Annotated in this window: 21 protein-coding genes; 12 read left to right on the forward strand and 9 right to left on the reverse strand. The window is 37.7% G+C overall.

The features are described 5' to 3' along the window. Positions 1–104 precede the first annotated feature (104 nt). Complete coding sequence (locus tag V6R21_RS18785; RefSeq protein ID WP_334245128.1) at positions 105–500, forward strand: response regulator; 396 nt, start codon at positions 105–107, stop codon at positions 498–500. Between the two features lie 513 nt (positions 501–1,013). Beyond that, positions 1,014–1,808: a PAS domain-containing protein gene (locus tag V6R21_RS18790; protein ID WP_334245129.1), complete on the forward strand. Its 795-nt coding sequence runs from the start codon at positions 1,014–1,016 to the stop codon at positions 1,806–1,808. A 62-nt stretch (positions 1,809–1,870) separates the two neighbouring features. Here V6R21_RS18790 and V6R21_RS18795 read toward each other — a convergent pair whose 3' ends face one another. Next, positions 1,871–2,581, reverse strand: a complete 711-nt coding sequence (locus tag V6R21_RS18795; protein ID WP_334245130.1) for an SDR family NAD(P)-dependent oxidoreductase — start codon at positions 2,579–2,581, stop codon at positions 1,871–1,873. Positions 2,582–2,743: 162 nt separating this feature from the next. Here V6R21_RS18795 and ttcA point away from each other — a divergent pair, with 162 nt between their 5' ends. Next, on the forward strand, positions 2,744–3,559 hold the full coding sequence (gene ttcA / locus V6R21_RS18800) for a tRNA 2-thiocytidine(32) synthetase TtcA (RefSeq protein ID WP_334245131.1): 816 nt from the start codon (positions 2,744–2,746) through the stop codon (positions 3,557–3,559). 40 nt (positions 3,560–3,599) lie between these two features. Here ttcA and V6R21_RS18805 read toward each other — a convergent pair whose 3' ends face one another. From V6R21_RS18805 to V6R21_RS18815, 3 genes are all read right to left on the reverse strand, one after another. Next, positions 3,600–4,559, reverse strand: a complete 960-nt coding sequence (locus tag V6R21_RS18805; RefSeq protein ID WP_334245132.1) for a hypothetical protein — start codon at positions 4,557–4,559, stop codon at positions 3,600–3,602. Positions 4,560–4,679: 120 nt separating this feature from the next. Beyond that, the gene (locus V6R21_RS18810) at positions 4,680–5,807 is read right to left on the reverse strand and encodes a glycosyltransferase (protein ID WP_334245133.1); all 1,128 of its coding nucleotides are present in this window, start codon (positions 5,805–5,807) and stop codon (positions 4,680–4,682) included. 62 nt (positions 5,808–5,869) lie between these two features. Next, the gene (locus V6R21_RS18815; protein ID WP_334245134.1) at positions 5,870–10,255 is read right to left on the reverse strand and encodes a PAS domain-containing hybrid sensor histidine kinase/response regulator; all 4,386 of its coding nucleotides are present in this window, start codon (positions 10,253–10,255) and stop codon (positions 5,870–5,872) included. 388 nt (positions 10,256–10,643) lie between these two features. On the opposite strand from V6R21_RS18815, the gene V6R21_RS18820 reads away from it, so the two are divergent. After that, positions 10,644–11,003: a PH domain-containing protein gene (locus V6R21_RS18820; RefSeq protein WP_334245135.1), complete on the forward strand. Its 360-nt coding sequence runs from the start codon at positions 10,644–10,646 to the stop codon at positions 11,001–11,003. Between the two features lie 60 nt (positions 11,004–11,063). Here V6R21_RS18820 and V6R21_RS18825 read toward each other — a convergent pair whose 3' ends face one another. Next, positions 11,064–11,591, reverse strand: coding sequence for a hypothetical protein (locus V6R21_RS18825; protein WP_334245136.1), 528 nt, complete (start codon positions 11,589–11,591; stop codon positions 11,064–11,066). 337 nt (positions 11,592–11,928) lie between these two features. On the opposite strand from V6R21_RS18825, the gene V6R21_RS18830 reads away from it, so the two are divergent. Further along, positions 11,929–12,138: a hypothetical protein gene (locus V6R21_RS18830; protein WP_334245137.1), complete on the forward strand. Its 210-nt coding sequence runs from the start codon at positions 11,929–11,931 to the stop codon at positions 12,136–12,138. 81 nt (positions 12,139–12,219) lie between these two features. Next, positions 12,220–12,480 carry a hypothetical protein gene (locus V6R21_RS18835; RefSeq protein ID WP_334245138.1) on the forward strand — a complete coding sequence of 87 codons (261 nt, stop codon included), beginning with the start codon at positions 12,220–12,222 and terminating at the stop codon, positions 12,478–12,480. Between the two features lie 618 nt (positions 12,481–13,098). Here the strand turns inward: V6R21_RS18835 and V6R21_RS18840 are convergent. Together V6R21_RS18840 and V6R21_RS18845 are read right to left on the reverse strand one after the other, a co-directional pair. Further along, complete coding sequence (locus tag V6R21_RS18840; protein WP_334245139.1) at positions 13,099–14,757, reverse strand: amidohydrolase; 1,659 nt, start codon at positions 14,755–14,757, stop codon at positions 13,099–13,101. 36 nt (positions 14,758–14,793) lie between these two features. Further along, positions 14,794–16,101, reverse strand: coding sequence for a D-alanyl-D-alanine carboxypeptidase (locus V6R21_RS18845; RefSeq protein ID WP_334245140.1), 1,308 nt, complete (start codon positions 16,099–16,101; stop codon positions 14,794–14,796). A gap of 320 nt (positions 16,102–16,421) precedes the next feature. Here V6R21_RS18845 and V6R21_RS18850 point away from each other — a divergent pair, with 320 nt between their 5' ends. The 6 genes from V6R21_RS18850 (at position 16,422) to V6R21_RS18875 (ending at position 22,178) form a co-directional block, all read left to right on the forward strand. Then, positions 16,422–16,856, forward strand: coding sequence for a tetratricopeptide repeat protein (locus V6R21_RS18850; protein WP_334245141.1), 435 nt, complete (start codon positions 16,422–16,424; stop codon positions 16,854–16,856). Between the two features lie 234 nt (positions 16,857–17,090). After that, entirely contained in the window at positions 17,091–17,465 is a 375-nt protein-coding gene (locus V6R21_RS18855) for a DUF1987 domain-containing protein (RefSeq protein ID WP_334245142.1), read from the forward strand. Positions 17,466–17,775: 310 nt separating this feature from the next. Then, on the forward strand, positions 17,776–18,243 hold the full coding sequence (locus V6R21_RS18860; protein WP_334245143.1) for a GreA/GreB family elongation factor: 468 nt from the start codon (positions 17,776–17,778) through the stop codon (positions 18,241–18,243). Positions 18,244–18,305: 62 nt separating this feature from the next. Then, on the forward strand, positions 18,306–19,256 hold the full coding sequence (locus V6R21_RS18865) for a hypothetical protein (RefSeq protein ID WP_334245144.1): 951 nt from the start codon (positions 18,306–18,308) through the stop codon (positions 19,254–19,256). Positions 19,257–19,690: 434 nt separating this feature from the next. Next, complete coding sequence (locus V6R21_RS18870) at positions 19,691–20,269, forward strand: hypothetical protein (protein ID WP_334245145.1); 579 nt, start codon at positions 19,691–19,693, stop codon at positions 20,267–20,269. A 145-nt stretch (positions 20,270–20,414) separates the two neighbouring features. Continuing rightward, on the forward strand, positions 20,415–22,178 hold the full coding sequence (locus V6R21_RS18875) for a M14 family metallopeptidase (RefSeq protein ID WP_334245146.1): 1,764 nt from the start codon (positions 20,415–20,417) through the stop codon (positions 22,176–22,178). 71 nt (positions 22,179–22,249) lie between these two features. On the opposite strand, the gene V6R21_RS18880 is transcribed toward V6R21_RS18875, so the two are convergent. Beyond that, the gene (locus tag V6R21_RS18880; RefSeq protein ID WP_334245147.1) at positions 22,250–23,209 is read right to left on the reverse strand and encodes a TIGR01212 family radical SAM protein; all 960 of its coding nucleotides are present in this window, start codon (positions 23,207–23,209) and stop codon (positions 22,250–22,252) included. A 104-nt stretch (positions 23,210–23,313) separates the two neighbouring features. After that, a complete protein-coding gene (locus V6R21_RS18885; RefSeq protein ID WP_334245148.1) occupies positions 23,314–24,360 on the reverse strand; it encodes a saccharopine dehydrogenase family protein in 1,047 nt (348 codons plus the stop codon). Positions 24,361–24,522: the final 162 nt, after the last annotated feature.

Below are 24,522 nucleotides of genomic sequence, written 5' to 3' on the forward strand. Positions count from 1 at the left end.
TAAAATCAGAAATATTTTACTTTTATCACTCCATTAGTAAACAATAAACACTACATTATAGCCAACTAATACTAACACAATTTAGCTTTTAAACTAACATCAACATGTCAACTAAAAACAAAGTACTCTTAATTGAGTCAAACAGAGCCGAAATAATGAAAATCAGCAAGTTATTCCTCTCCAATAAAGTTGCTGACAAGGTCGTTTTTTTCACAGCCCCAGCCGAGGCTAAGGATTATATTCAAAGCACTTCCAACTCTCCACAAATACTTCCATCTTTACTGATGATAGATGTGAGTACATATTCACATGACTCATTTGAGTTTCTAAAATATTTTGGAAGGTTATTACGTACCCATGACCTCACCTGTAAAGTATTTCTTTTAAAAGACTCTGAGGATAAAGGGGTTATCCCTTCAGAGGTAAAGACGCTCATTCCTATAGAAAAGGTATTGACTAAGCCATTGACTTTTGACAAAATTGCATCATTAGTAATATGAGGTAACAGCCTATATAATTAACTTTGTCAAATGGAAGTGTTGAGGTATAAATAAAATAAACTATTTAGTACTAATTATTTGGAGAAAATAGCGTGTTGAGCCTATATTTCAGCAAGATTACGATCAAATAACGGCAACACAACACACACGACATGAAAAGACTTTGCACTCGCAACTTACTACTATTCAATATTGTACTGGTACGCTAAAAACTATTATTGTTTAAAATATCTTCATGGTCTACTACTCAAATTAATTTGAGTGTTATAGGTCATATATGACAACTTACATCCGTGTTTTATTAAAACATTGGATTAGCGCTAAAAACGGAATTATACTGTAGACTTCTTTGAGTACAGCCCAAACCTTCTTATTTAACTCAAGACTATGAACTCTTTTTCGTCCAAATTTCTATACTCTATCAAAAGAGTTATTAATAAGCTTATATCTTTTTCTTCCTCACCCCCTACTCAAAATACCTTTCCCGAACATGCCTCCTATTTTCAATACTTCATGGATGCCTTTTCAGCTTCTGCTTGGGTCAAGACTGAAAAAGGAGTTTACAAGTACATCAATCAACATTTAGAAAATGATTTCCTTCAAGTAGGCAACCGGATTATTGGATTTACTGACTTTGACCTTACAGATTTAGATACAGCAAAAGAAAGAGTCAGCTCTGATCAGTATGTAATCAAAAAAAGAAAAGTTTATAGGAGTATCGAACGAATCACCTTCAGAAATGATACCTATAAAGATTTTCTGATTATTAAATTTCCAATTCCTATGTACAGTGGTTCTAAAACGTATGTTGGAGGATTTGCTGTCGATATTTCTGAACACAGTTTTCTCAAAAAACAAGTCCACAGCCTCAAGAAAGAAAATAAACGACTGAATTTCAGAATCAACAATCAGCATTCAAGGTTGAACCTGATGAATGAACTGCTGAATGAGTATAAATACAATGTAAGATCACTGAATGAGGAGGTTCAAAATTTGATTGGTCATAGCAAACAAGCTATGATTATCCTGAATCAGGAACTAGAAATTGAACGCTATAACGAAGAGGCTAATTTTTTCTTTAAGCTTACAGATAGTTCTACCAAAAAAAGTATTGCGACTGTCAAGCATATGCTCGACAAACAATGTTTCCTTGAAGTACTGGAAGCAATTGTTGATGTAATACAGACAGGTCAGGAAAAATGGATCAGGCTGAAACATCGGGATGGTATTCCTTATACCATGCACTTAAGTCTTTATAAAACAAATAGTGACACAATTGGCATTATCATCAGCATTGATAGTTTATAAATCATCATAAGCCTTGAGAGTTGTCTTGTGGAGAACCAAGACAATTCTCAAGCAAGCTCTATTTACATTTTACGAACATCAACATAGTCCCCACTCTGGTACTCTATCAGTTTTGGAATTGCTTTACCAATAATAACCCCTGCTTCTTTAGGTTTAGGCATTGATGAAGTTCCTTTGGCAGCTTTCAATCTAAGTGTACTTTCAAATTTTGATTCATCCACTTCCCCACATAGATAATCCTGCATTCCTGTATCAATCAGCCCCGGAGCCAATGTATTGAAATGAACTGCTTCTTTCTCTGCCGCATAGAGTTTGATCATCATATTCAACGCTGCTTTTGAAATTGAGTATCCACCCCAACCTCGGTTACCATTGATGCTTGCCCCTGACGAGATAGCCACCACCTGCTTGACCTTACTAGGTTGAGTAAATACAGTATCCAACAACTCCTTATTTGACCATACATTGACATCCATTAGTGTTTTTAGGTCTTCCATCGATGTTTCCTGCAAATCCTTTATCTCACCGAGCATACCTGCATTCAATACGATATACTCAAGGTCACCTTCATCAGCTAAAAACTTTTTCACAGATGGTTGGATTGAGCTCAAATCGCTCAAGTCTAAAGCCAAATGCTTAAAGTTTTCATTTTTATTCAAGTCCTCCAGAATACCTCTACTAATCCCCAAAACCTTAAATCCCTCATTCAAAAAATATTGGGCAATGCCCCACCCTAACCCTTTACTGACACCTGTTATGAGTATTTTTTTCATTCTTGTTGATCTTAAGTGTTGTTTATCTGAAAGGGACAAATTTATCAATCACACTATCAAAGCCCAATTCATCATGGTTGTATTTGACATTAATTAAAAGGCTAGATTGTGCATTAAAAAAGATATCACGAAATTCGCGCGTCTGCAGTTATACGAGAAATTATGAATCAGCAAGAGCACGAAAATATAAAATTAACCAAGAAGCTTAGAAAAGCTGTTTGGAATGCCAATGAAGATTTTGGTCTGATTGAGGAAGGCGACAAGGTAATGGTTTGCCTTTCTGGAGGTAAGGATAGTTATACTATGTTGGATATGCTATTGAATATGCAAAATGCCATGCAACATAGTTTTGAGATTATCGCAGTGAACTTGGATCAAAAGCAGCCTGGTTTTCCTGAAGATATTTTGCCTAATTACCTGAAAAGTCTGGAGGTTCCATTTAAGATCGTTGAGAAGGATACTTACTCAATTGTCATGGATAAAGTCCCTGAAGGCAAAACCATGTGCAGTTTGTGTTCACGCTTACGAAGAGGCACTCTTTACACAACTGCTGATGCGCTGGGTGTTACAAAAATTGCATTGGGGCACCACCGAGATGATATCATCGAGACACTGCTGCTGAATATGATGTTCAGTGGAAAGCTGGAAGCCATGCCTGCCAAATATCGTACTGATGATGGCAAACACGTCGTCATCCGTCCTTTGGCGTATTGTAAAGAGCAGGATATTGAAAAGTACAGCCAGATCGCCAACTTCCCGATCATTCCTTGTAACTTATGCGGCTCTCAGGAAAATATGCAGAGACAAAACATCAAGAAAATGCTTCGAGAATGGGATCAGCAATATCCGGGAAGAAGTGAAGTTATTTTCAATTCAATCAAAAACGTCTCACCGTCTCATTTGATGGACCACGACTTATTTGACTTCCACCACCTTGAATCAAGGTTTCAAGAACCGGAAGAAACGGCTAACATCTAAAATGCTATAAATTGGAAAACTAACTGACTACTTCAGTTAGTTAGTTTTCCAAATTCAACAATTGATTTCGATAGTTGTTCTGAGCCAAAAACGTGGCTTCTTCCTTATTCCAACATTTCTGTGCAGGAAGTTTCCTGACCTTATTCAAGCCATCCCGAATTGGCTCGTGCTTCAGTTGTGATAACACTTGCCCAATTTCACGGCAGCAGCTATCTGGATACCTTTTTACCTGTTCCTCACTGAAACGCATAACGACCCAACCATTTTCAAGGAAAAAACGATTTCTCCTGTCATCAGCTCCGATATAATGAATAGGCTCCCCTGACTCAACAGAGTATGGTTCGTCAATTTCAATGTCTATGTGTAAACCTGTATGATCCTTATAGACAATATCTGGAACATACGGTTTTTCAAAGTTACCCAACTGAAATACTGTATAGATTTTACCCGGAAACCAATACCCTAACCTGTCACGAAACTCCGCTTCTGCTCTACCTCTATTCACTTCCCTTTCTAGATAAGTAGGTTCAGTCGTATCACTTATGACTTCCTGTTTCTTCTTTTTCCTATAAGATGCATGTTCGGCAGGAGAAATCATTTGCTTGACCATTTTCTCATAATGAATCAAAGCCTTTCTATACACTCCCATTTCCCGGTTGTACAGTTCTTTCAGGTGCTCATTATGCCTTCTTATATTGTTTACTTTCCTTTTTGTGCCTAAGAATACAAACGCACAACCCAGTACTCCACAAACAAATGCCAATATCCAGTTATTCAGCAGTATAATCCCTAAAAAGGCACACAGAAAAAAAGCACTATACATCAGCTTTGAAATAGGAAAAACCTTCTTCTGTGGCTCCGCAGGCGGTTCCGGTAAGGCTCCTGCGACTGTAGCTTCCTTTTTATCTATCTCTAAAATCTTTTCTGGAATTAATATTTGCGGGTATGAACTCTCAGATACCGTATCCTCTCCCCATAATAAAAGTTGCCCTTCCCTCATACTGTGCAAAATGTTAAATGCATGATATTGAGAACAAAAATACAAAATGAGGACGATAGATTAATGAAAGCGTCTTCAGATTTTTTAAAGCCAAACATCAATTACCCTCCTCAATAGTTCTTAACATTTACCTGCAAAGTCTACCAGTTCCGTTGCCAAGTTTTCCCATGAATACCCTTCCTTGAACTGCTGCAAGGCTGTTGACATTTCGGATTGGTTATTCCCATCAAAGTATTGATGAATGGCCTCCAAGATAAGAGTTGAATCAGGCTTGTCCACTACAATTCCTGCTCCATATGGTGCTACCGACCCTTTGAGTCCTCCAACATCTGTTACGATCACAGGTACATCAAAATGATAGCTGATTGCAACGACTCCGCTTTGTGTTGCTGAACGGTAAGGCAAGACTGACACATCTGCAGCTGAAAAATAAACAGGAACTTCTTCATCACTCACATACTCCGTCACCGTTATGATTCTGTCCTTATTCTTATTTTTGTCAATCAGGGCTTGATATGGAGCAAAATCTTCATAAGGCTCACCCACTGCCAACAGTGTGTAAGAATCATTCAGCTCATTGAATGCATCCAGTAAGATGTCCAACCCTTTGTACTTTCTGATTAATCCAAAATACAAAAGTACCTTCTGCCCCTCCTCAATATTGAGTTTCTTTCTAGCTATACTTCTTTCCAGCTTGGCTCCGAAATGATCATAAATTGGGTGAGGATGAAAAATATACTTTGCATCTGGCTTAACCTTTTTCAGGTCATTTTCCACAACGTCACTCATAACCAAATAACCATCACAACGCTTCAGGAAATAATCCGTCAGTTGCTTATCACCTAATCTAGGTTCATGAGGAATGAGGTTATCGATCACAGCAATTACCTTAGTGCCTTTCTTTTTTAGTTTGCCTGCTACGTAGCCCAATGAAGGAGCAAAAAAAGGCATCCAAAACCTGATAATCAGAATATCTGGAGCAAAGTCTAGAATCTGGTTAGCTGTTGAAATATAACTGACTGGATTAATGCTGTTCAATGATCTAACAGAAGGAATTGCATCAGCCTTATCGTTTTCATTGACATACTGAGTTGTTCCCGGAAAAAGTAAAGAAGGATACTGAAGGCTAAAGTTCCACACTTTCAATTGATGCCCCTGCCCTTCCAATGTTCTATAAAGCTGCGCATTGAATTGAGCTATTCCTCCACGATAAGGATAAAAAGTAGATAAAAAAGCAATTTTCGCCATTCTAATTTATTTGTATTCAGTCGTTCTTTTATAGAAAAGAACCTGTTATTAGTTTATTTGATTTAATCTCTTGTACCAAAGTACCTTTCCAAGATGCCTACCTCGGCTTTTATTTTCTGATGCAGCAGCTCCACCTTTGGCATATCATATTTATTTATTTCTTCCAGCTGTATAGCCAATTCACCCAACACTTCAAAGCATACACTAATACTTGTCGCTTTTATCTTGTGTGCAGCTGATTTTACCTTTTTGATTGAGCGCTCTGCTATAGCATCATCCAAGAATTTCAACATAACCCGCAATTCTCCTCCCAATACGACTTGCTTCAAGTCCTCTTCAATGGAGATATTCTTACCAAGCCTATTTCTGAGGGCTTCCAAGTTAAAGTGCTGTCTACTGTTTGACACTTCTTTCTCCACCAGCTCAGACGTTATTGAGATATTCTTTACAGGTAACCATTTTTCCAGTACCACCAGCAATCTTTCTAAAATGATAGGCTTGTTGATGTAATCATCCAACCCTGCCTTCATGCTATTATCCCGATCTTCTTTCAGTGTACCTGCTGTCAGTGCAATAATAGGGGTATGCTTCTTCCCTTGCTCTATCTTTCTGATTTTTTTTGTAGCCTCATAGCCACTCATCACTGGCATTTGGATATCCATCAGCACCAAATCAGGATTATGTACCCTAAACTTTTCAATGGCTTCTTTACCATTTTGAGCTTCTACAATAACAACTGATGGCATGATGTTACTGATAATACTCCTTGCCAAAAGCATATTCAACCGGTTATCATCCACAATAAGAATAGTTGAATTGCAATGGTATACCTTCTGCTCATGAATTGTGTTTTCACTAGTATCTTTGCCTGCTTGGAGATTCAGTAATGCAGTATACAACTGATTAACCATCACAGGTTTCACTAACATATTCTTCACTCGATATTCTGCACAAAGTCTGTATAAGTTAAGGTCATTAGTCAACTTATGCATCAGTATGATTGGTAACTCCTTCTCATCCTTTTGCAGAGAATTCCTGATTTGCTCTGCAAGTTCCAACCCACTCATTTGTGGCATTTGGTTATCTATGATAATCGCATCGTAAATATACCCATCTTTAAGCAACTGTAATGCCTTATTCCCAGTGTCAGCCGTTTCGCAGGTAACTCCTTTTTTGGACAATAACTTTTCAAGAATTCGTAAATTTTGCACATTATCATCTACCAATAAAACATGCTCTACTTCAGCAGAAAGATCATCCCAAACCTCCAGGTTATACTCTTCTGAATCGATTACGACATTAAAAGAGAATGTACTTCCTTTTCCTTCCTTACTTTCAAGTTTCAACTTGGTTCCCATCAAGGCTAAAAGCTGATTTGAGATAGACAACCCTAATCCTGTCCCGCCATATTTACGAGTTGTTGAACTATCTGCCTGAGAGAAAGACTCAAAAATCTTCTGCTGATGTTCTTCCGAAATACCAATGCCTGTATCCCTAACAGCAAACTCAAGGTTCATTCCATTGCCAGTATTAGCCGACTCAGCCTCTCTAATTGAAAACTCTATCTCTCCCTCATAAGTAAACTTCACGGCATTACTTAGCAGGTTCATCAACACTTGTCTTAACCTAAGCGGATCTACCCATATATATCGAGGCAAGTCAGGTGATAAATTCACCAATAACTCAACATCCTTGTCCTCAACCTTATATTTTATAAGGTCAATAACCTGCTCTACTACTTCCCACAAATCTGTCTTCTCAATGGAAAGCTCCAATTTTCCTGCTTCAATTTTTGAGAAGTCCAAAACATCATTCACCAGTTCCAATAAAGAATTGGCTGAATGATTTACGTATTGCATGTATTCGTGTTGACTCTCATCCAGATCCGTTTTAAGCAACAAATCTGTAAAACCTATCACACTGTTAAGTGGAGTTCGAATCTCATGACTCATATTAGCCAAGAAGTTTGACTTGGCAACACTCGCTGCCTCAGCCTGTTCTTTTGCCTTAATTATTTCTTCTTCATAAAGTTTCTGTCTGGTCACGTCTCGTCCTATTGCCACATAATGTTTTTGCTTATCAGCTCTGAATTTGTTTACAACTGGCAATATCGAGAGGTTCACCCAATAAGATTCACCATTTTTCCTTTGGTCCACTAAAACCAATTCATAAGGCTGATTTGTAGCCATCGCTTCATTTAGCTCCTGCCATGAGGTAGGATCCAAACGCCAACTAGCAACAGCACTTGGATGTAAGCCAATTACTTCTTCAGGATTCTGACCTGTTATTCTGGTAAAAGCGTCATTTACATAAATGATTGTTAGTTCTTCCCGCCCCTTTATCGTGATAGCCTCTGTTATTACAATTGCATCATTGGCGTTTGTAATCACAGACTCCATCAACCTTAACATCACCTCTTCATGCTTCCTTTCTGTTATATCCTGAAATGAGCCATAAAGTCTTTTACAAATACCATCTTGAAATTCAACCTTGGCTATTATACGTACCCAAACCTCATTACCCTTTGCTGTCTGGAGTTGAAATTCTCCATCGTAACTCTCTCCATATTTCATAGCTCTTTTCAAAGCACTTGTAATACGGTCTCGGTTTTTACCTTCTCTAAAGAAATTAAGGGTTTGGTATAAATCTGGATGGTAATTTTCTGGGACTTCATGAATCTGCTTCGTCAGTGAAGACCAATAGAGACGGTTATCCTCTAACGAATACTCCCACCCCCCTACTCTCGCTATTGAGTTAGTCTGCTCAAGCATTTCCTTCGTTAACCGTAATTCTGCTTCAGACTCTTTACGCTTAGAAATCTCTCTTGTGTTAGCAATGACATACCCCTTACCATCCACAATTTCATAATTGAGTGTAACTTCAACAGGAAATGTTTCGCCAGACTGAACATTTATATTCGTGCTTTCAACAATCTGCTTTCCTTCATCTCTCAACCATTTTACATGGTCATCCCATTCTCCCTGTGTATGATAAAATGGCGCAAAATCCTGCACTTTATATTTATAGGCTTCATGTTGAGGAATTCCCAACAGTTCGGCTGCTGCCGTATTGACAAAGATTAAAGTTCCTGTTTCATCCGACACCTGCATTGCATCAATTCCACTATTGATAAAGTTTTCCAGTAACCCTAGCCGTTCATTCGTTGTTTTCAGTTCTGTTTCTATGCTTATCTTCTCTGTGATATCATTGACAGAATATGCATAGTGCTTTACGCCATGTTGATTCTCTCCTAAATAACTTGCTGTAGCCGAAAGGTACCAATCTTCCCCACCCACTCTTTGTAGGTATTCAAACTGCTGTGGCTTTCCTTCTGCTTCTGCCTTTTTGTAATATTTGATCCAAAGGTCAATACACTCCTTTCCAATCCCCAACTCACTTGAGCGCTTACCCTTTAATTCATCAATTGGTAAATTGAAAAAGCTTGCTGTAAATACATTATCCTTTATATGAATGATATCCCGATCTTCCAATTCAACTACTCCCATCATCATAGGAATATTATTATACAGCATATGAAGTAGTTGACTCCTATTGGTCAGCATTTCAAAGTTCAACAGCTTATTTGCTATATCTTTACCCTCTATAAAAAAATGATCATACTTCTTAAATACTGATAACTCAATGGCTCGAAATAAACCTGAACGTGTTCTGAAACTTGTCGATATTTCTTGAAGGAATTCTTCCTCTTTTAGATTTAGAATTTGACTTTTCAGCCCATCCATTTCATCATGCGCAACATCAGTAAAAAACTCATAATGAGGAACCTTATCAAGGTTAAAAAATATGTCCTTCCAACCTTCACTGATACGGAGGATCTCACCATTTTTATTCAAAACACATAACAAGCCTGCAGTCTTAGTAAAAAAATCCACTATTAGCTTATCAAGTTTTTGAGTATGCCTTACATTTTGTGAGGAAAGGTTTGACTTTTGGTGATTTCTGATCGTTGCAGAAATAATATGGCTGGCTGCATCTTCAGCGAATAACTCAAAGGAGATCTTATCTTTTCCTGAAAGTTTGTTAGGTCTGTAATCAAGTGCAGTGAGTGCACCGATTACATTATTCTTTTCATCCCTTAATAAACTACCTACTATATATCGAACTCCCAGTTTTGCATTTACTAAAGGGTGATGCTTTGTTTGATCATTTTCAGATGCGTGCTGTATTTCTGTTAAGCTGACAGAATGTTCTTCTATATAAGCACAAAAGGAAGTTAATTGATCCTTATTACCCTCAACATTGCCATGAGTAACGGCCGTTACATATTTATCTGTATCGAAAATTGAAATGAATACAATTGGCAAGTCAAAAAGTCTAGATACCAAGTTCGATACCCTTTCCAATGATTTTTGACATAATGAGTCAATTGAAGTGTTTACTCCTTGGTTAATATTCAGGTGCTTTTCCTTCTCTGAAAATAATTGCATGAGGTAATAAGTAGTTACTGATAGTCGCTCACCATAAGTTCAAGACTACGTCTATAAATAAGACAATTCCTTTTTATTAAAAGTCTTTACTTAGATGTTAGTGGTATTAATCAAAAGTAATAATAGTCTTCCAACAAATATGTGAATCATTCAAAGAATTTATCAAATAAATATCGAGTCTTATCATTCTTTCAGAAGATAAATACCCATTTGTAGGTACAAGCAATTAATTCATGATGATTTTTGGTAAATTAATGTAGAGAATATACATGACATCATTATGGACTTAGGGAAAGAAAATTTAAAACAAGTCTCACAGTATTTTCCTTCAGCCAAAAGTAAAGCGTTGGGTATTTGCATTTGGGGCTTATTGTTAGCTATTCTGTTAATGCATATCACAACAGCGCTGAATACCTATAAGGGGTATGAAGAGTTTTTGGTGATCGTTATTCTATGGACGCCCATTCTCTCAATTGTTGGGACTGTATGGTTAGGTACAGCCTATCAGATCACCAATGATTTTATGATCATTAAAATTGGGCCCATTACCCATTCTGTTATTCCTATCAGTGAAATCCATCAGATAAATAGAAGCTACAGCCTGATGTCATCCCCAGCCCTTTCTCTTACAAGGCTAGAGATTAAGTACAGCAAAAGCTATATTCTAATTTCACCTGAAGCAGAAGAAGAATTTCTGACACTGATAAAATCTATCAATCCTCAAATTCTGATCAATATCACTCACTGATAGATAAAAAAAGCTGTCTAATTAAATTAGACAGCCCATATGATAAACTAAAGTAAGAAGTTACAATCCACAGCAAGATTTCCAAAGTTGATGTACATCCCGATCAAAATGATCATTTTTTCCTCCTGATAGCTCAGATGCCAATTCAAAATACTGACACGCCCGTTCATGTTGACTAGCAGCTACACATGCAACACCAAGCATTTGAGCGTATTTTGCAGCCAACCCTGGGCTAGCCTCAAGTACCAGACATTGTCTTAAGCTACCAATTGCCTCATCATATTCACCTAATAATAAACTGAGTCTCCCCTTCTCTTTCATGTAGCTCAATAGCTGTTCGTCATCGGTCAAAAATGATATCCTATCCGCTTCTAAGTACTTCAGCTTACTATTGGCCTTATTAAGTTTGTCATTCAGCATTGTCGTATTGTGTCCTGTTTTATTACGCCAATCATCGATGATGTCAGTAGCCTCTTTCACCAATGTGTTTCTGGCGGAACCACTCATACTTCCTTTCAGCACTTGCTGTGCAATAGTTGTTTGGTGGAACATCATTGAAATGAAAATTAGTAGTAATAATTTCTTCATAGTGACTGGTTTAAAAGAAGTTCAGTTTTAGCCCCATCAACAGAGTCTTTGTTCGACTAAGCACTCAAGGGACCGTCGTACAAGTTGGTCTTTTTTGGATGGGAAAACTTTGGGGATTCTTAATAACTATTACACGAGCAATATTTCATTTCAATACCACTTAAAAAATTTCAAGAACGGAATCCCACCATTTAATGCTATTTAAATAAACATTTTTAAGTATTTTATTGACAATAAAAAAAGCATTTAGTAATTTTGAGTTACAATATTTAACATTATAGATAAATACAGACCAATTCAAATAAATACCTAACAAGGTTTGTCTAACTGATTTAGTATGATTGACTTGAATAGAGGTTTGACCCGAGATCAAAAAATATTAGCGTCTACATTGTTAAGAAAAGCTCAAAAATTAAGGTCAGAAGAAATGATGACTATAAACTTACCTGGTAAGGTTAACCGAAATGAATATGATAAGCTGGGCGAGCTTAATGCTAAAACTAATGGCGCTTTTGGAAAACTTTACCGTCAACTTATTGAAGATTAAGATACAGATATGAATACATATACTTTTTATAACCCTTCACTGAAAAGTTTTTTTAATTTGGCTGATCGCGAACAAACTCAGATGCTAACGGAAAGAGATAAGCTGCTTCAATACAAGCATACCTCTCTCTACAATCTTTGTTGTCATTATATTGAAAGACAGTATCCTGAAATGATGGAGCAAGGGGAGATTATAGATGAAGGTCTTTCCACAGACTTAAGATATATCATCGAAGAGCATCTCTATGGGTTTTCTATTGAGTCACTTCCCTCTGTTTACCAACAGATCGATAATGCCATTGCCAAAATCAAAAGGTCAATATCCATGTGCTCTTGGTTTTAGATCATCAAACAAAATAAAAAATCCTGGCAGCCAAATAGCTACCAGGATTCCCAAATCTATCTATCTTCTATCCAATTTTCAATTAATTCCGGAGCTTTCGCTGAATTCGCTAATCGCTTTCGGTATTACAGTTGAAATTGTTTCCTTTGAAGCAAACTTTGACGATAAGTTTGCAAAAGCTGAAAAGTACGACATTGCTAATGCCAATATTAACAGCACTGTTATCATTGTACTTTGCTTATTATTCATATCTTTAAAATTCGACACTAGAAATTTGTTAGTTCATGCCAAGAGGCTAATCCTCTTGGCATTCTGATGACACTAGATTTTGAGCAAATTCACTTGCTCGCTAATACGTTGTTTGACACTAGTTAACTTATGACGATATACCAATTACTTTTCCATAAGCGTACCAATTAACGCAAACACCTCATTTACTTACACTTACAACCAAAAACAACCCTTACTCACACAATTTAAATTGTTCATAAACGAACAAAAGTGTTCGAATACTTACCACATTTTATCCAATTGAAAAATATAAAAATCCCTTTCCTATACAGTTATTACTGCATAAGAAAGGGATCAGTCTGATTCACGATTAAACTAAGTCTTCTTTTACATATTTACCTTATCAAGTTTTTGTTGAGTAAATACTTCTTCTCCACCAACGATTGTATTCATTACCTTAACATCCCTAAGCTTCTCATTAGGAGCGGTCATAATATCTTCGGACAAAATAACAAAGTCAGCTTTTTTACCCTCTTCAATACTACCATTTTCATTTTCCTCAAACTGAGCATAAGCCGCCCAGATTGTCATTCCTCTTAATGCGTCTTCTCTTGAAATAGCATTTTCCATCTGAAAACCTTCTTCTGGATAGTTTTCGCCATCTTGTCTTGCTACTGCAGCATGAAAACCATACAATGGATTAACATCTTCTACCGGAAAATCACTACCGATTGCCAGCATGCCATTTTGCTCCAATAGCGTCTTATATGCATATGCCGTTTTAATTCTGTCCTTTCCAAGCCTGTCTTCAGCCCAATACATATCTGAAGTAGCATGTGTCGGCTGAACAGATGGAATTACATTATACTTAGCAAACTTTTCCATATCATCAGACGATACCACCTGTGCATGCTCAATTCTCCATCTCTTATCATTTTCACCTTTCAGTACTTCTCCATAAATATCCAATAATGCACGATTGGCTGAGTCACCAATACAGTGGGTATTTGCCTGAAAATCAAGTAATGAAATTGCTTTAACTAGGTTTCTCAAGTCTTCCACACTTTCTAACAAAAAACCTGAATTATCAGGATCATCATGGTAAGGATGCAACAGGCAAGCCCCTCGTGATCCAAGTGCCCCATCTGCATAAATCTTAAAGGAAGTGACATTTAGCCTATCAGTTTTAACAGGGCCATTTCCAAAATAAAAGGATGTATCTGCAGGATGAGCCATCGCATACATTCTTATTTTCAAGTTTCCATTGTCATGCATCTTGCCCACAAAATCAATCTGCTTTTTCCTTAATCCTGCATCTGCAACAGTCGTTATTCCATTTTGAAAACAAAGTTCTTCCGCTATTTTCAAGTTGTCTCCAAGTTGTGCTTCAGTTAGGTCAGGCATTGCCTCTATCACCAAATTGGCAGCATTATCAACTAAAATACCAGTCGGCTGTCCATTTTCGAGCACTACTTTTCCACCTTCAACTTTAGTTCCTTCATCTACACCTCCTAACTCCAAAGCTTTACTATTGACCAATACGGCATGTCCATCAATACGGGTCAGAATTACAGGAACATCAGGGAATAAGATATCTAAAGAATCCTTCGTTGGAAAAGATTTATCCTCCCAATCATTTTGATCCCAGCCTCTACCTTCTAACCACGCTTGAGCAGGATGTGCCGTTCTAAATCCTTTTAGTTTTTCAAGAATTTCTGAAAACGACTTTGTCCCTACCAAATTAGCTGTCTGCAAAACATTACCCAATTCTACAAAATGACAGTGTGCATCATAGAAGCCAGGATAAACAGGATTTCCATTAAGGTCTATCATTTTATCACTTTCATACTGACTCAATATTTCATCTGAAGAGCCAACAGACAAAAACTTCCCATTTTTCACTGCAAAAGCCTCTGCTTTAGAAAATGTACTATCAACTTGGTATATGATACCATTTGTATAGATAGCATCTGCTTTTTCTTTTTGACATCCGGTAAAGAATGTAGCTGCCAGACATATGCCTGATAAAATCAATTTTTTGTTCATAGTAAAAAATTAGCGTTTGAATCAAGTTTGTTGTTATTAATAGTTATCTCTCAATTTGATTAATACTTCCTCCATCACTTGCTTGATCAACCTTGAGCTAACCATATAATTATTGTGCATAAAACTGAAGATAAGTCGTTTCCCTTTTTTGGTAATCAAATAGCCACTCAGTGAATGATTGTTAGAGAAGCTACCAGTCTTTGCATATATATATGGTACATCTGCCTTATAATAGTTTTTCAGCGTTCCACTTTTGCCACCAGCAGGAAACATTTCAAAAATTCGTTCCTCAGGAAGCTTTTGGTAGAGCTTATTTAGAATATAAACAGTATTACGAGGTGTAAAAAGGTTATATCTTGAAAGTCCAGAACCATCTACCCACCTAGGTCTGTCAGGCAAATCATTCAAAATGGAGTCCAGCGCGATATCAATCATTTCTGAAGAAGCCAATGTATCTGTCAATGCATCATGACAGACCAACAGTAATTGTTCTGCAATAAAATTGTCACTCGGAAGCATCATTCGCTTCAGTAGCGTATCAGTTGGAATACTGTAAACGGTTTGGACAGATTCGTCATAAAACTCCTGACTAAATGGGAAATGTGCGATCTCTTTGTGCAATGTATCAGACAAAAGCTCAATCGCTAACTCAGATGACCAAATAAAAGGAACTTGCTCATTCCATTCGTCTTCTTCCTTAAATGCATAAATGAATCTGTTATCGTTTTTATCCCTTTTGGTATAAGCTGATTCTTCATAAATCCCTTCTTCAAAAACTGTAGTAAAGAATGATGGAGTCAGCGAGACATTCAGCCCTCCTTTTTCTTTAACTCCTGAGACTACGTTACCAAAAACCGGAAATGGACTTCTCTCTGCTGAATAGTAGTCATTGTAATCATCCCATGCCCAACCCGGACCAAAAGAAGGGTCTGAATATGGTTTGTTGGCATAAAACAACTTTTCAGGTCTGCTCTTCAAAAAATCAAATACTCTATCTGAAGTTTGTTCCATATTTGGATTCAAAAGAGAAGGATCTCCTGTTCCCCAAAAGATCAATGAATCACCTCTAGTGATATATTTTAGCCCTGGAATGGAATCCCCAAGTACTTCTAGACTTGTGAAGAAAGTGTAAATTTTAGTGTTAGAAGCAGGTGTAAAATACTTATCTGCATTTTCTTCATATAACATTTCCCTACGGCCAGGATCATAGATTGCTAGCCCACTAAAATTTTGAGAAAGAACGGCATGCTTTGTAAAATCCTTATGTACCAATCGATGTACCTTATTATTACAGCTAACTGCTACTATTAGTAGAAAGAAATAGACAACTCTTGGGAACCTCATAGATATAGATGTGATTTTTTCAATTTGTAATATTACAATTAAATGAATTTTAAGATTAATCACATCTCAAGTGCAACCTAAAAATAAGTTCAATCCCTTTTTACTTTCCTGAGTTTGAACACCTTCTGTTCAAAAACGAACATAAATCATAGATCCCACATAGAAAGATTTCAATCGTAAAAGATTGAATTACAATCATTTACATTTTTATGGCACACAAATAGCAAATTAGAAGGGCAAGTGTCAAAAATTAAATTTCAAATGGCAGATAGCCATCTACTTAAAAAATCTAGTGTCAAATTAATTTACTGATTAAAAAAATGAACCAGATCATCAAAAACTCAATTACTGTTATCCTGTCAGCTTTCCTTATCTCTTTTAATGCTTTTGCCGGTACAGGCGATTTACGCCACTCCACTGCTGCAAAAGAAATTGCAGAGCTGAGAACTTATGTTGAAAATGCAGGAAGTAGCAATGCGGAAGCTTATGCCAATGCTGCACAAATCTGTATCAACAGAGGCTACAATCTTCAAGAAGCTAAAGCATGGATAGAACATGCCATACAGCTGAACTCTTCGCCACAAAACCTTGAAATACTCGGTGACTATCATTACCGAACAGGTAAAATAGCAGATGCTTATAAAGCTTTTAACAAGGCATTGAACCTCACTTTCGATCATCAGGTAAGTGAGGACGAGATGGCAAGACTACAGCTAAAAATACAGACAACAGCAAAAGACCTACTAAATAAATAAGTCTGCTTTTCATGCTAAGACAGTCCTTTAAAGGGCTGTCTTTTTTCTTTTCTCAAAAAAACCTTACATGATAGGATAATCTTAAAATTATTTTATAAATTTAATTAGACGGTAATTTCATTAGAAATGCTATATAATGCATTCTAAAAACACAATATCACACGCTTAACAACATCATAACCGATATCAGTTTGTTAAAACTCATCGGATTCTTTACGCCTATTTGCTCCCTTTATGAAAAACTATTATCTGCCTGCTCAAAGGAAAAAGCCTGAGATCAGTCTGAATTACAAAAAAGGTTATCTCAGCATTTCTGGCTTTGCTTTAGTCTCCAACCCATTTGACTTTTACCGCCATACTATGGATTGGGTAAAAGAGTATGTCTCCCAACCTCAAGATAGAACTGTTTGCGACATTCGATTATGCTACTTTAATACTAGCACTGCGAAATGTCTGATGGATATGTTCCGAGTGCTAGAATCAATTGCTAACAGAAAAGAAGTCGTTCTCAATTGGTATTATGAAGAAACAGATGAAGATATGGAAGAAGCTGGTGTTGATTTCAAACAAATCTTACATTTTGATGTCAACCTGATTCCATACAAGTAAAGAGTATTACACAAACATTTTAAACTATCATTCTTTGGCCATAACTTTTTGCCAAACTTCTACTTACGCCTACCATTTTTTAACCAACTCATTTACAAGCCATTTCATATTAAAATCGTCAATCCCAGATTAAGCATAACCTTCTAACCACACATCTCACTTATTCACTCCCTTTTGAACATCACTAGTATTTTATGATATTGTGCCTTGCTATTAGCAATAAAAGCTATGTTTAAGCCTTTATTCACAAGAAAATAGGAAACAGTATTAATTTGTAAAGCAGCAAATTCTAAGATATTCTGATATCAATATGAAGGAAGCGACATTCATTACGCCTGAAGGCTGGCAGAAATTAAACAAGGACATGGAAGCGCTTTGGGATGAGCGCAAACAGGTAACAGAAGCTGTATCTGAAGCTGCAGCAATGGGTGACCGCTCTGAAAACGCTGAATATATTTACGGCAAAAAAAGACTTCGTGAACTTGACCGTAAGATCGGCTTTCTACACAAGCGTTTTAAGATCCTAACCGTATACAATCCTGAGGTAAGAAATACATCAATCGTAGCATTCGGTGCTTATGTCAAATTCAAAGATGAGACAGGGAGAAGTATGCAGTTTAGACTTGTTGGTGTAGATGAGGCTAACATCAAGCAGCAAACACTCAGTGTTGTCTCTCCTATCGGAAAAGCCTTACTGAACAGGAAGCTAGGTGAAAGCGTTGAAGTACAGACCCCTGCCGGACTGAAAACATTCACCATTGAAAGTATAAACTACTAAAAAACCAGCCGTCAAATGACGGCTTTTTTTGATTCTAATAGAATTAACTTTTTGTGATAAAGATGAAAAACAAACTTCTTCAACTACTTCTTGCTACTACTATTTTGACCGCTTGTGAGGGGTCTGATGACAACAATCTTAAACTAACAGGTCCTAACCTACAGTTCAAGTTTGAATTCGACAAGACACAAGCTAGACTCGATAACTTGGGAAATGAAGTTACAATAGCAGAAGGACACGCTGCCTTATCTCCTGAGTTCAACAGTATGAGTGTTCACTATATTGAGTTTGTGCCAAACAAATGGACAATGGTTGGTGAAGGCGCTGTTGTATACGAAGGTGTATCTATGCCATCTGTTTCTTCGGAATTCGAAAAAGCAATTGTCTTTGATGAAGCAATTCAAAGTGGTGCTAATGAAATATTTTTGGAAGTCCCTACCAGTAAACTCCCAATTGGTACTTATGAATACATGAGGGTATCAGTAACCTATCAGAATGCTGATGTACGCTTCAACCTGATCAACCTTCCTTCTCCACTTCCAAGTGAACTAAAAGACCAAACTGGTACACTTGCAGGATTTATTGGGTTCAACACCTATATAACAAGCCATCAGGTAAAGAATTACAGCATAAAAGTAAATGGAGAAAAACCACAAGGTTTTTGGGCTTTTGAACCACAATTGGATGATCCATACCAAAAGTACATCACTGCTTCCATTCCAATTACGGGTCAGGCACCTGCCGGATCGACAACTGTTGTCAACCTGTTGGATGAGTTTGGTGTTACCATTCCACAAGGCTCATGCATCGTGACCGGTAAACTCAAGGAACCTTTAGTTATTACTGGTGATGAAACAGTAGACAAACAAGTTATCCTGTCATTCTCCGTCAACAATAGCTTTGAATGGGTCGATACCAACCAAAATGGAGAATGGGATATTGATGTCACAGGAGTGGTTCAGGAAAATGTAGTTGATATGGGGCTAAGAGGCTTAATTATAGAAATGGAATAGGAATTTGAGGTTAACTCTAATATCCGGCTTTAGACACTCAAAGCCGGACTCTTCTTCCACTTGCTTAAACCCTATAATTTCAATCTTTTAACATCCTAACCACACCCTTGACAGGTAGGTTTTCGGGCAATTTATAACCAAATTTCTCTATTTCAGCTGCAACCTTCAATCCTGACTTACCTTAGGTCAATATTAAAATTAGATTAATCTAATTCCCTCTTTCCATTATTGACTCTTATAAAGATTTAATGTACTCCACTTCGCTCCTGCACTTGTAAGATCGATACAAGATTTGACAGTAATATTCCAAATGGAATACTAACTTGTTTATGCAGGCTTATCCCCGATACCACAGCGCTTATCTCAAAGGTATTTCTCCCAATAACCAGCTGCCTGCTCACACCTAACCAAATCGGTCCAAAAACAACTAGCTTATGCATACTAAAATTACCAAGACCTTATTTCTTTTATCAGTCCTTATGTCCATGGGCTTATCCGTAGTGCAATCCCCTGCTCTTTCACAGGAACATACCAGCATTATCCCGTTGGAGTATTTAGAAAAACAAGCACACAGAATTCTAGATCAATGGCAAAAACAAACCAAGATGAGTCGTTCTGAATTAAGAAACTCTCTGGAAGAAACAGCCAAAGCACTAGAAGAGAAAAATTATTTGGTTGACACTTTCCTTTCTCCTGAAACAATTGAAAGAGACTATAAGCTTGAGTACGGTAACTTGCTCCTACTCTCAGGACAATATGAGTCTGCCATTGAGTATATATCAGCTGGGCTAAAAGGTGAAAAATCTATGGAGGTAAAAAGAAATTACTTTCAAATGATTGCCGTTGCCTGTGTCGCCAATCATGATGCTGCAACAGCTTGTAAATATTTTGAGATGGCAAACAGGGCTTCTATTCAAGGAAAAATCAATGCATTTCCTGATCGGGAACTTAAGGATTTATGGCTTGGATGCACTGCATTTAAAGACCAGATGGTATCTCACAGAGGTGAATAGTATTCACTCCCAAAGCATATATGAAGGACTTTCTGCATTTACAGGAAGTCCTTTCTTTTTTAGCACTTTCATAATTTCAGTCTATCTTTGCTAAATAGTACAAACAGATATACCGACAAACTTTATTAATGCAATATTTTTTAGCATGAAAAAACTTTTTATACCAGCAATCCTAGCAATCTTGGCTATAGGGTGTCAAAAAGCACAACAAAAGTCAACATTTGAATGGGAAACCAAATTTGAAAAAACTCAAGGAACTGAGACTGTCACTTATGAAGAAGGCATCCAATACTTGGAAACACTCGCCCTTTATCACCCTGAACTAAAGTTACAAACCATTGGTAAAACAGATTCAGGAGAACCTTTACATCTCGCTTTACTTTCAGCAGATCAAACATTTGATTTTGATCAAATACAGAATAAAAGCATCCTGCTTATTAATAATGCCATTCACCCAGGAGAGCCTGACGGGGTTGATGCCAGTCTCATGCTCTTAAGAGATATCCTGCAAGACAAAGAACGTCTCGCCTCTTTAGAAGATGTAGTAATAGCCGTTATCCCATTTTACAATATAGGCGGGGCCAAAAACCGTAACTCACATAGCCGAGCCAACCAAGTTGGTCCTAAATCCTATGGTTTCAGAGGCAATGCACAAAATCTTGACCTCAACCGTGACTTTATCAAGGCTGATTCGGAGAACATGAAAAGTTTCACTCAGATTTTTCATTCTCTAAACCCAGACCTATTTATTGACACGCATGTCAGTAACGGTGCAGACTACCAATATGTGATGACCTACCTCTCAACACAAGAGGATAAATTAGGGGGTAAACTGGGTGATTATATGAGAAATCAGCTGACTCCATCAATGGAAAAAAAGATGTCAGCTAAAGGATTTGACATGACACCTTACGTAAACGTTTGGGGAACAGTACCTGACTCAGGGTATGTACAGTTCATTGATACTCCTCGCTACTCTTCGGGCTATACAACTCTCTTCAATACCTTGAGTTATGTGACCGAAACACATATGCTAAAACCATTCAAGACAAGAACAGAAGCTACTTATGCTTTTCTGGATGAGGCTATTGATTACTTGAAGAATAATGGAAAAGAAGTCAAGGCTTTAAGAAAAGAAACTGAAGAAGCTGTTAAAATGCAAAAGACTTTCCCGATTGCCTGGAAAGCTAACAAGTTAGAATTTGAGGTCAGAAAATTCAAAGGTTATGAAGGTGGTTATAAAATCAGTGATGTAAGCAGACTGCCAAGACTTTATTACGATAGAAACAAGCCTTTCGAAAAAGACATCAAGTTTTACAATCAGTATGTCGCTGATAAGTCAGTACAGAAACCTTTTGCCTATATCATCCCTGCTGGGCACCAAAAAGTTGTAGACTTATTAAAACTCAATAATATTAAGGTGACACAAATACACGACTCCAAGACTGTCAATGCTAGCGTGTATTACATTGCTGACTACAAAACAACTTCAGCTCCATACGAAGGACACTACCTCCATTATAATGTAGAAGTAAATAGCAAGCCACAAGAAGTCACCATCAATGCGGGCGATTATATAGTAGAGGTAAACCAGTCTGCTAACCGATATATTGTAGAAACACTTGAGCCACATGCAACAGATTCATTTTTTGCATGGAACTTCTTTGATGCTATTCTACAGCAAAAGGAGCATTTCTCTCCTTACGTTTTTGAGGACCATGCAGCCAAGTATCTGGAAGAACATCCTGAAATCCGTGAAGCTTTAGAAGCTAAGAAAAAAGAAGACAAGGAATTTGCGGACAACGCATATGCTCAACTTGTATTTATCTATAAGCAAACACCTCATTACGAAAAAGCGCACCTGCGTTACCCAATTATGAGATTGGAGCAAGCTCCTGACTTCTTGTAAGTCACCTGCACCGTAAATAAAGAGTCCATTGATTTCACAGCAATCAATGGACTCTTTTTTTTCTCACAATACTAATTAGCCCAATCACCTTCATAATACTTCCCTTGCCAAGTATTCAGTTCTTCAAACCTTTTTTCAATCCGTAGAATCAGTTGGTCTTCTCGAACATTACCCCAATCAGGCGCTAACTTGATGCTGGGTGGTGCAGAACTAGTGAAGCGCTGAATCTGCAAATCTGGTCGCATCCTTTCTACAAACTGAACAACAAAATCTATATACTCATCACAAGTGAAAAAATTGAATTGCTCAGGGTACTCCCTGTACTGTTTTGCCATTACAGTACCCTTCACGACTTGTAGCTGATGAAACTTGATAGCATCTAAAGGCAGCTGATTAATTTTTTCAACTTGAGCAAGCATCCGCTCCCTTGAGTCATTCGGAAAACCAAACATCAGATGCCCTCCAACATGAAACCCTCTCCCCTGAGACATTTCCAAAGCCTGGACAGTATCCTCAAAAGAATGACCTCTGTTCACACTTGCCAATGTATCATTGTAACAGGATTCAATGCCATACTCCAAAACGATAAAATATTTTTTGGCTAAAGCCTCAAAGTAATCCAACTGCTCTTCAGTGATACAGTCAGGACGGGTACCGATCACGAGCCCTGAGATATCAGGATGGGCCAACGCTTCCTCGTATACTTTTTTGATAGACGCCAAATCACCATAGGTATTGGTATATGCCTGAAAGTAACCCACAAACATGGCTGTCCGTTTGTAACGTTGCCTCAGAAATGCAACTCCCTTATCAAGCTGCGCTGTGATACTTGGTGTTTCCTTTACGTAGGCAGGAGTAAAGCTATCATTATTACAAAAAGTACAACCTCCTCTCCCTAACTTCCCATCTCGGTTAGGGCAAGTGAAGTCTGCATTGATGGAAACCTTCTGGACTCTTCCTCCATAAGTTTGCTTCAAATAGTCAACATGGGCATTATAATGCCGCTCCCCATTCCATAATTTTGACGGCATGATTTTCATTTCTTCCTTCATAAGGCAAAAATGCCCCTCAAAAAAATCAAAAAGGGATTACGAAAGTCAATGTTTTTGAAATATTCGCACAAACACCAACCGATTTAACCCTCTCTGACCGTATTAGGTATCTCCAAAATCAAGTCTTCGCCATAAACACCAGCAGGGGTCTGGTATCCTGCCTTAAAGTTTCCAGACAAAACTTTTTGTGCAATCAGCAAGGCTGTCTTAGCAGTCAGGGTGTATCCGTCAGGAGTAAATAACCTAGCCTCTTTTTCTTCTCCACTTGCATTAGTCACCCTACCCCATACCATACTTTGGGATTTTGCTCTTGCTTCCTTGTCGGGGCCTGTCAAATTATTATCAATCTGCCAATTCAAAATTCTTTTCACCAACCCATTGCTCCACAAAAATTCCAGAGATCTCAATTTTTGAATCACGTTGAATGCTTTCTCTGGCACACCCATATAGGTCTCAATATTAGGAATGCCTGTTGTATAAAAAGCAGTAGCCACATCACCCCAAGGAATGGTCATCACAAAAAGCCTTTTCTTTCCAAAATCTACCCACCTTCCTTTATACCCCATTGGAACAGGCGTAATCGCCCCATCTTTTCTGATTGCACCAAATTCCCCAAGGTTCTCTACCATTGTTTTGGCTGTACCATGAGAAAAAGCACCTCCTACTGATGTAAACGCCAACTGCAAATGTGTAGCATCAGGTAGCTGCTTCTTCAGGTATAAAGCAGTACAATCTGTAGGCACCACATCAAACCCTACACCTGACATCACCATTACATTGGCAGCTTTTGCCTTTTGGTCAAGGGATTTCCCCAATTCAAACACCTCAATTTCACCCGTAATATCCAGATAATGTACACCATTGCGAATACATGCTTCCATCATTTGTTTTGCTGTAAACTTAAATGGCCCTGCACAATGTAACACCACCGTCATCTCTGAAAGAAGAAAGTCCAGCGCCCTAGGATCATTCAGATCTGCTGTACGGTACTCCCACCCATAATGCTTCGCAATAGGTTTAATTTTTTCGGCATTCCGACTTGCTAGCACAAGCGCTTGCCCAGCTTCCGCCGCTTGTTCACAAATCAGTCTTCCTGTATACCCATTGGCTCCATATAGTAGTATTTTCATGATAGATTATTGTTCGTTTTGTGATAATGTGTAAGGGGCAGAACGAAAGGTACAGGGTAAAATGGGGGAAGGCGCAACCAAAAACAAAGGTAGCCGGGAGCAGCCTCCCCACATTAGATCCACATGACCTTTTGAAATGAGGGGTGAAATTTCCACATCGCC

The organism is Limibacter armeniacum (genome assembly GCF_036880985.1).
Lineage (GTDB): Bacteria > Bacteroidota > Bacteroidia > Cytophagales > Flammeovirgaceae > Limibacter > Limibacter armeniacum.

Coding starts and splice junctions, on each gene's coding strand:
- V6R21_RS18810 (WP_334245133.1), bottom strand. CDS start 5,807: ATGGCGAAAATTGCTTTTTTATCTACTTTTTATCCTTATCGTGGAGGA.
- V6R21_RS18790 (WP_334245129.1), top strand. CDS start 1,014: ATGGATGCCTTTTCAGCTTCTGCTTGGGTCAAGACTGAAAAAGGAGTT.
- V6R21_RS18845 (WP_334245140.1), bottom strand. CDS start 16,101: ATGAGGTTCCCAAGAGTTGTCTATTTCTTTCTACTAATAGTAGCAGTT.
- V6R21_RS18840 (WP_334245139.1), bottom strand. CDS start 14,757: ATGAACAAAAAATTGATTTTATCAGGCATATGTCTGGCAGCTACATTC.
- V6R21_RS18875 (WP_334245146.1), top strand. CDS start 20,415: ATGAAAAAACTTTTTATACCAGCAATCCTAGCAATCTTGGCTATAGGG.
- V6R21_RS18815 (WP_334245134.1), bottom strand. CDS start 10,255: ATGCAATTATTTTCAGAGAAGGAAAAGCACCTGAATATTAACCAAGGA.
- V6R21_RS18880 (WP_334245147.1), bottom strand. CDS start 23,209: ATGCCGTCAAAATTATGGAATGGGGAGCGGCATTATAATGCCCATGTT.
- V6R21_RS18830 (WP_334245137.1), top strand. CDS start 11,929: ATGATTGACTTGAATAGAGGTTTGACCCGAGATCAAAAAATATTAGCG.
- V6R21_RS18795 (WP_334245130.1), bottom strand. CDS start 2,581: ATGAAAAAAATACTCATAACAGGTGTCAGTAAAGGGTTAGGGTGGGGC.
- V6R21_RS18860 (WP_334245143.1), top strand. CDS start 17,776: ATGAAGGAAGCGACATTCATTACGCCTGAAGGCTGGCAGAAATTAAAC.
- V6R21_RS18885 (WP_334245148.1), bottom strand. CDS start 24,360: ATGAAAATACTACTATATGGAGCCAATGGGTATACAGGAAGACTGATT.
- V6R21_RS18870 (WP_334245145.1), top strand. CDS start 19,691: ATGCATACTAAAATTACCAAGACCTTATTTCTTTTATCAGTCCTTATG.
- V6R21_RS18835 (WP_334245138.1), top strand. CDS start 12,220: ATGCTAACGGAAAGAGATAAGCTGCTTCAATACAAGCATACCTCTCTC.
- V6R21_RS18855 (WP_334245142.1), top strand. CDS start 17,091: ATGAAAAACTATTATCTGCCTGCTCAAAGGAAAAAGCCTGAGATCAGT.
- V6R21_RS18820 (WP_334245135.1), top strand. CDS start 10,644: ATGCATATCACAACAGCGCTGAATACCTATAAGGGGTATGAAGAGTTT.
- V6R21_RS18785 (WP_334245128.1), top strand. CDS start 105: ATGTCAACTAAAAACAAAGTACTCTTAATTGAGTCAAACAGAGCCGAA.
- V6R21_RS18825 (WP_334245136.1), bottom strand. CDS start 11,591: ATGAAGAAATTATTACTACTAATTTTCATTTCAATGATGTTCCACCAA.
- V6R21_RS18865 (WP_334245144.1), top strand. CDS start 18,306: ATGAAAAACAAACTTCTTCAACTACTTCTTGCTACTACTATTTTGACC.
- V6R21_RS18850 (WP_334245141.1), top strand. CDS start 16,422: ATGAACCAGATCATCAAAAACTCAATTACTGTTATCCTGTCAGCTTTC.
- ttcA (WP_334245131.1), top strand. CDS start 2,744: ATGAATCAGCAAGAGCACGAAAATATAAAATTAACCAAGAAGCTTAGA.
- V6R21_RS18805 (WP_334245132.1), bottom strand. CDS start 4,559: ATGAGGGAAGGGCAACTTTTATTATGGGGAGAGGATACGGTATCTGAG.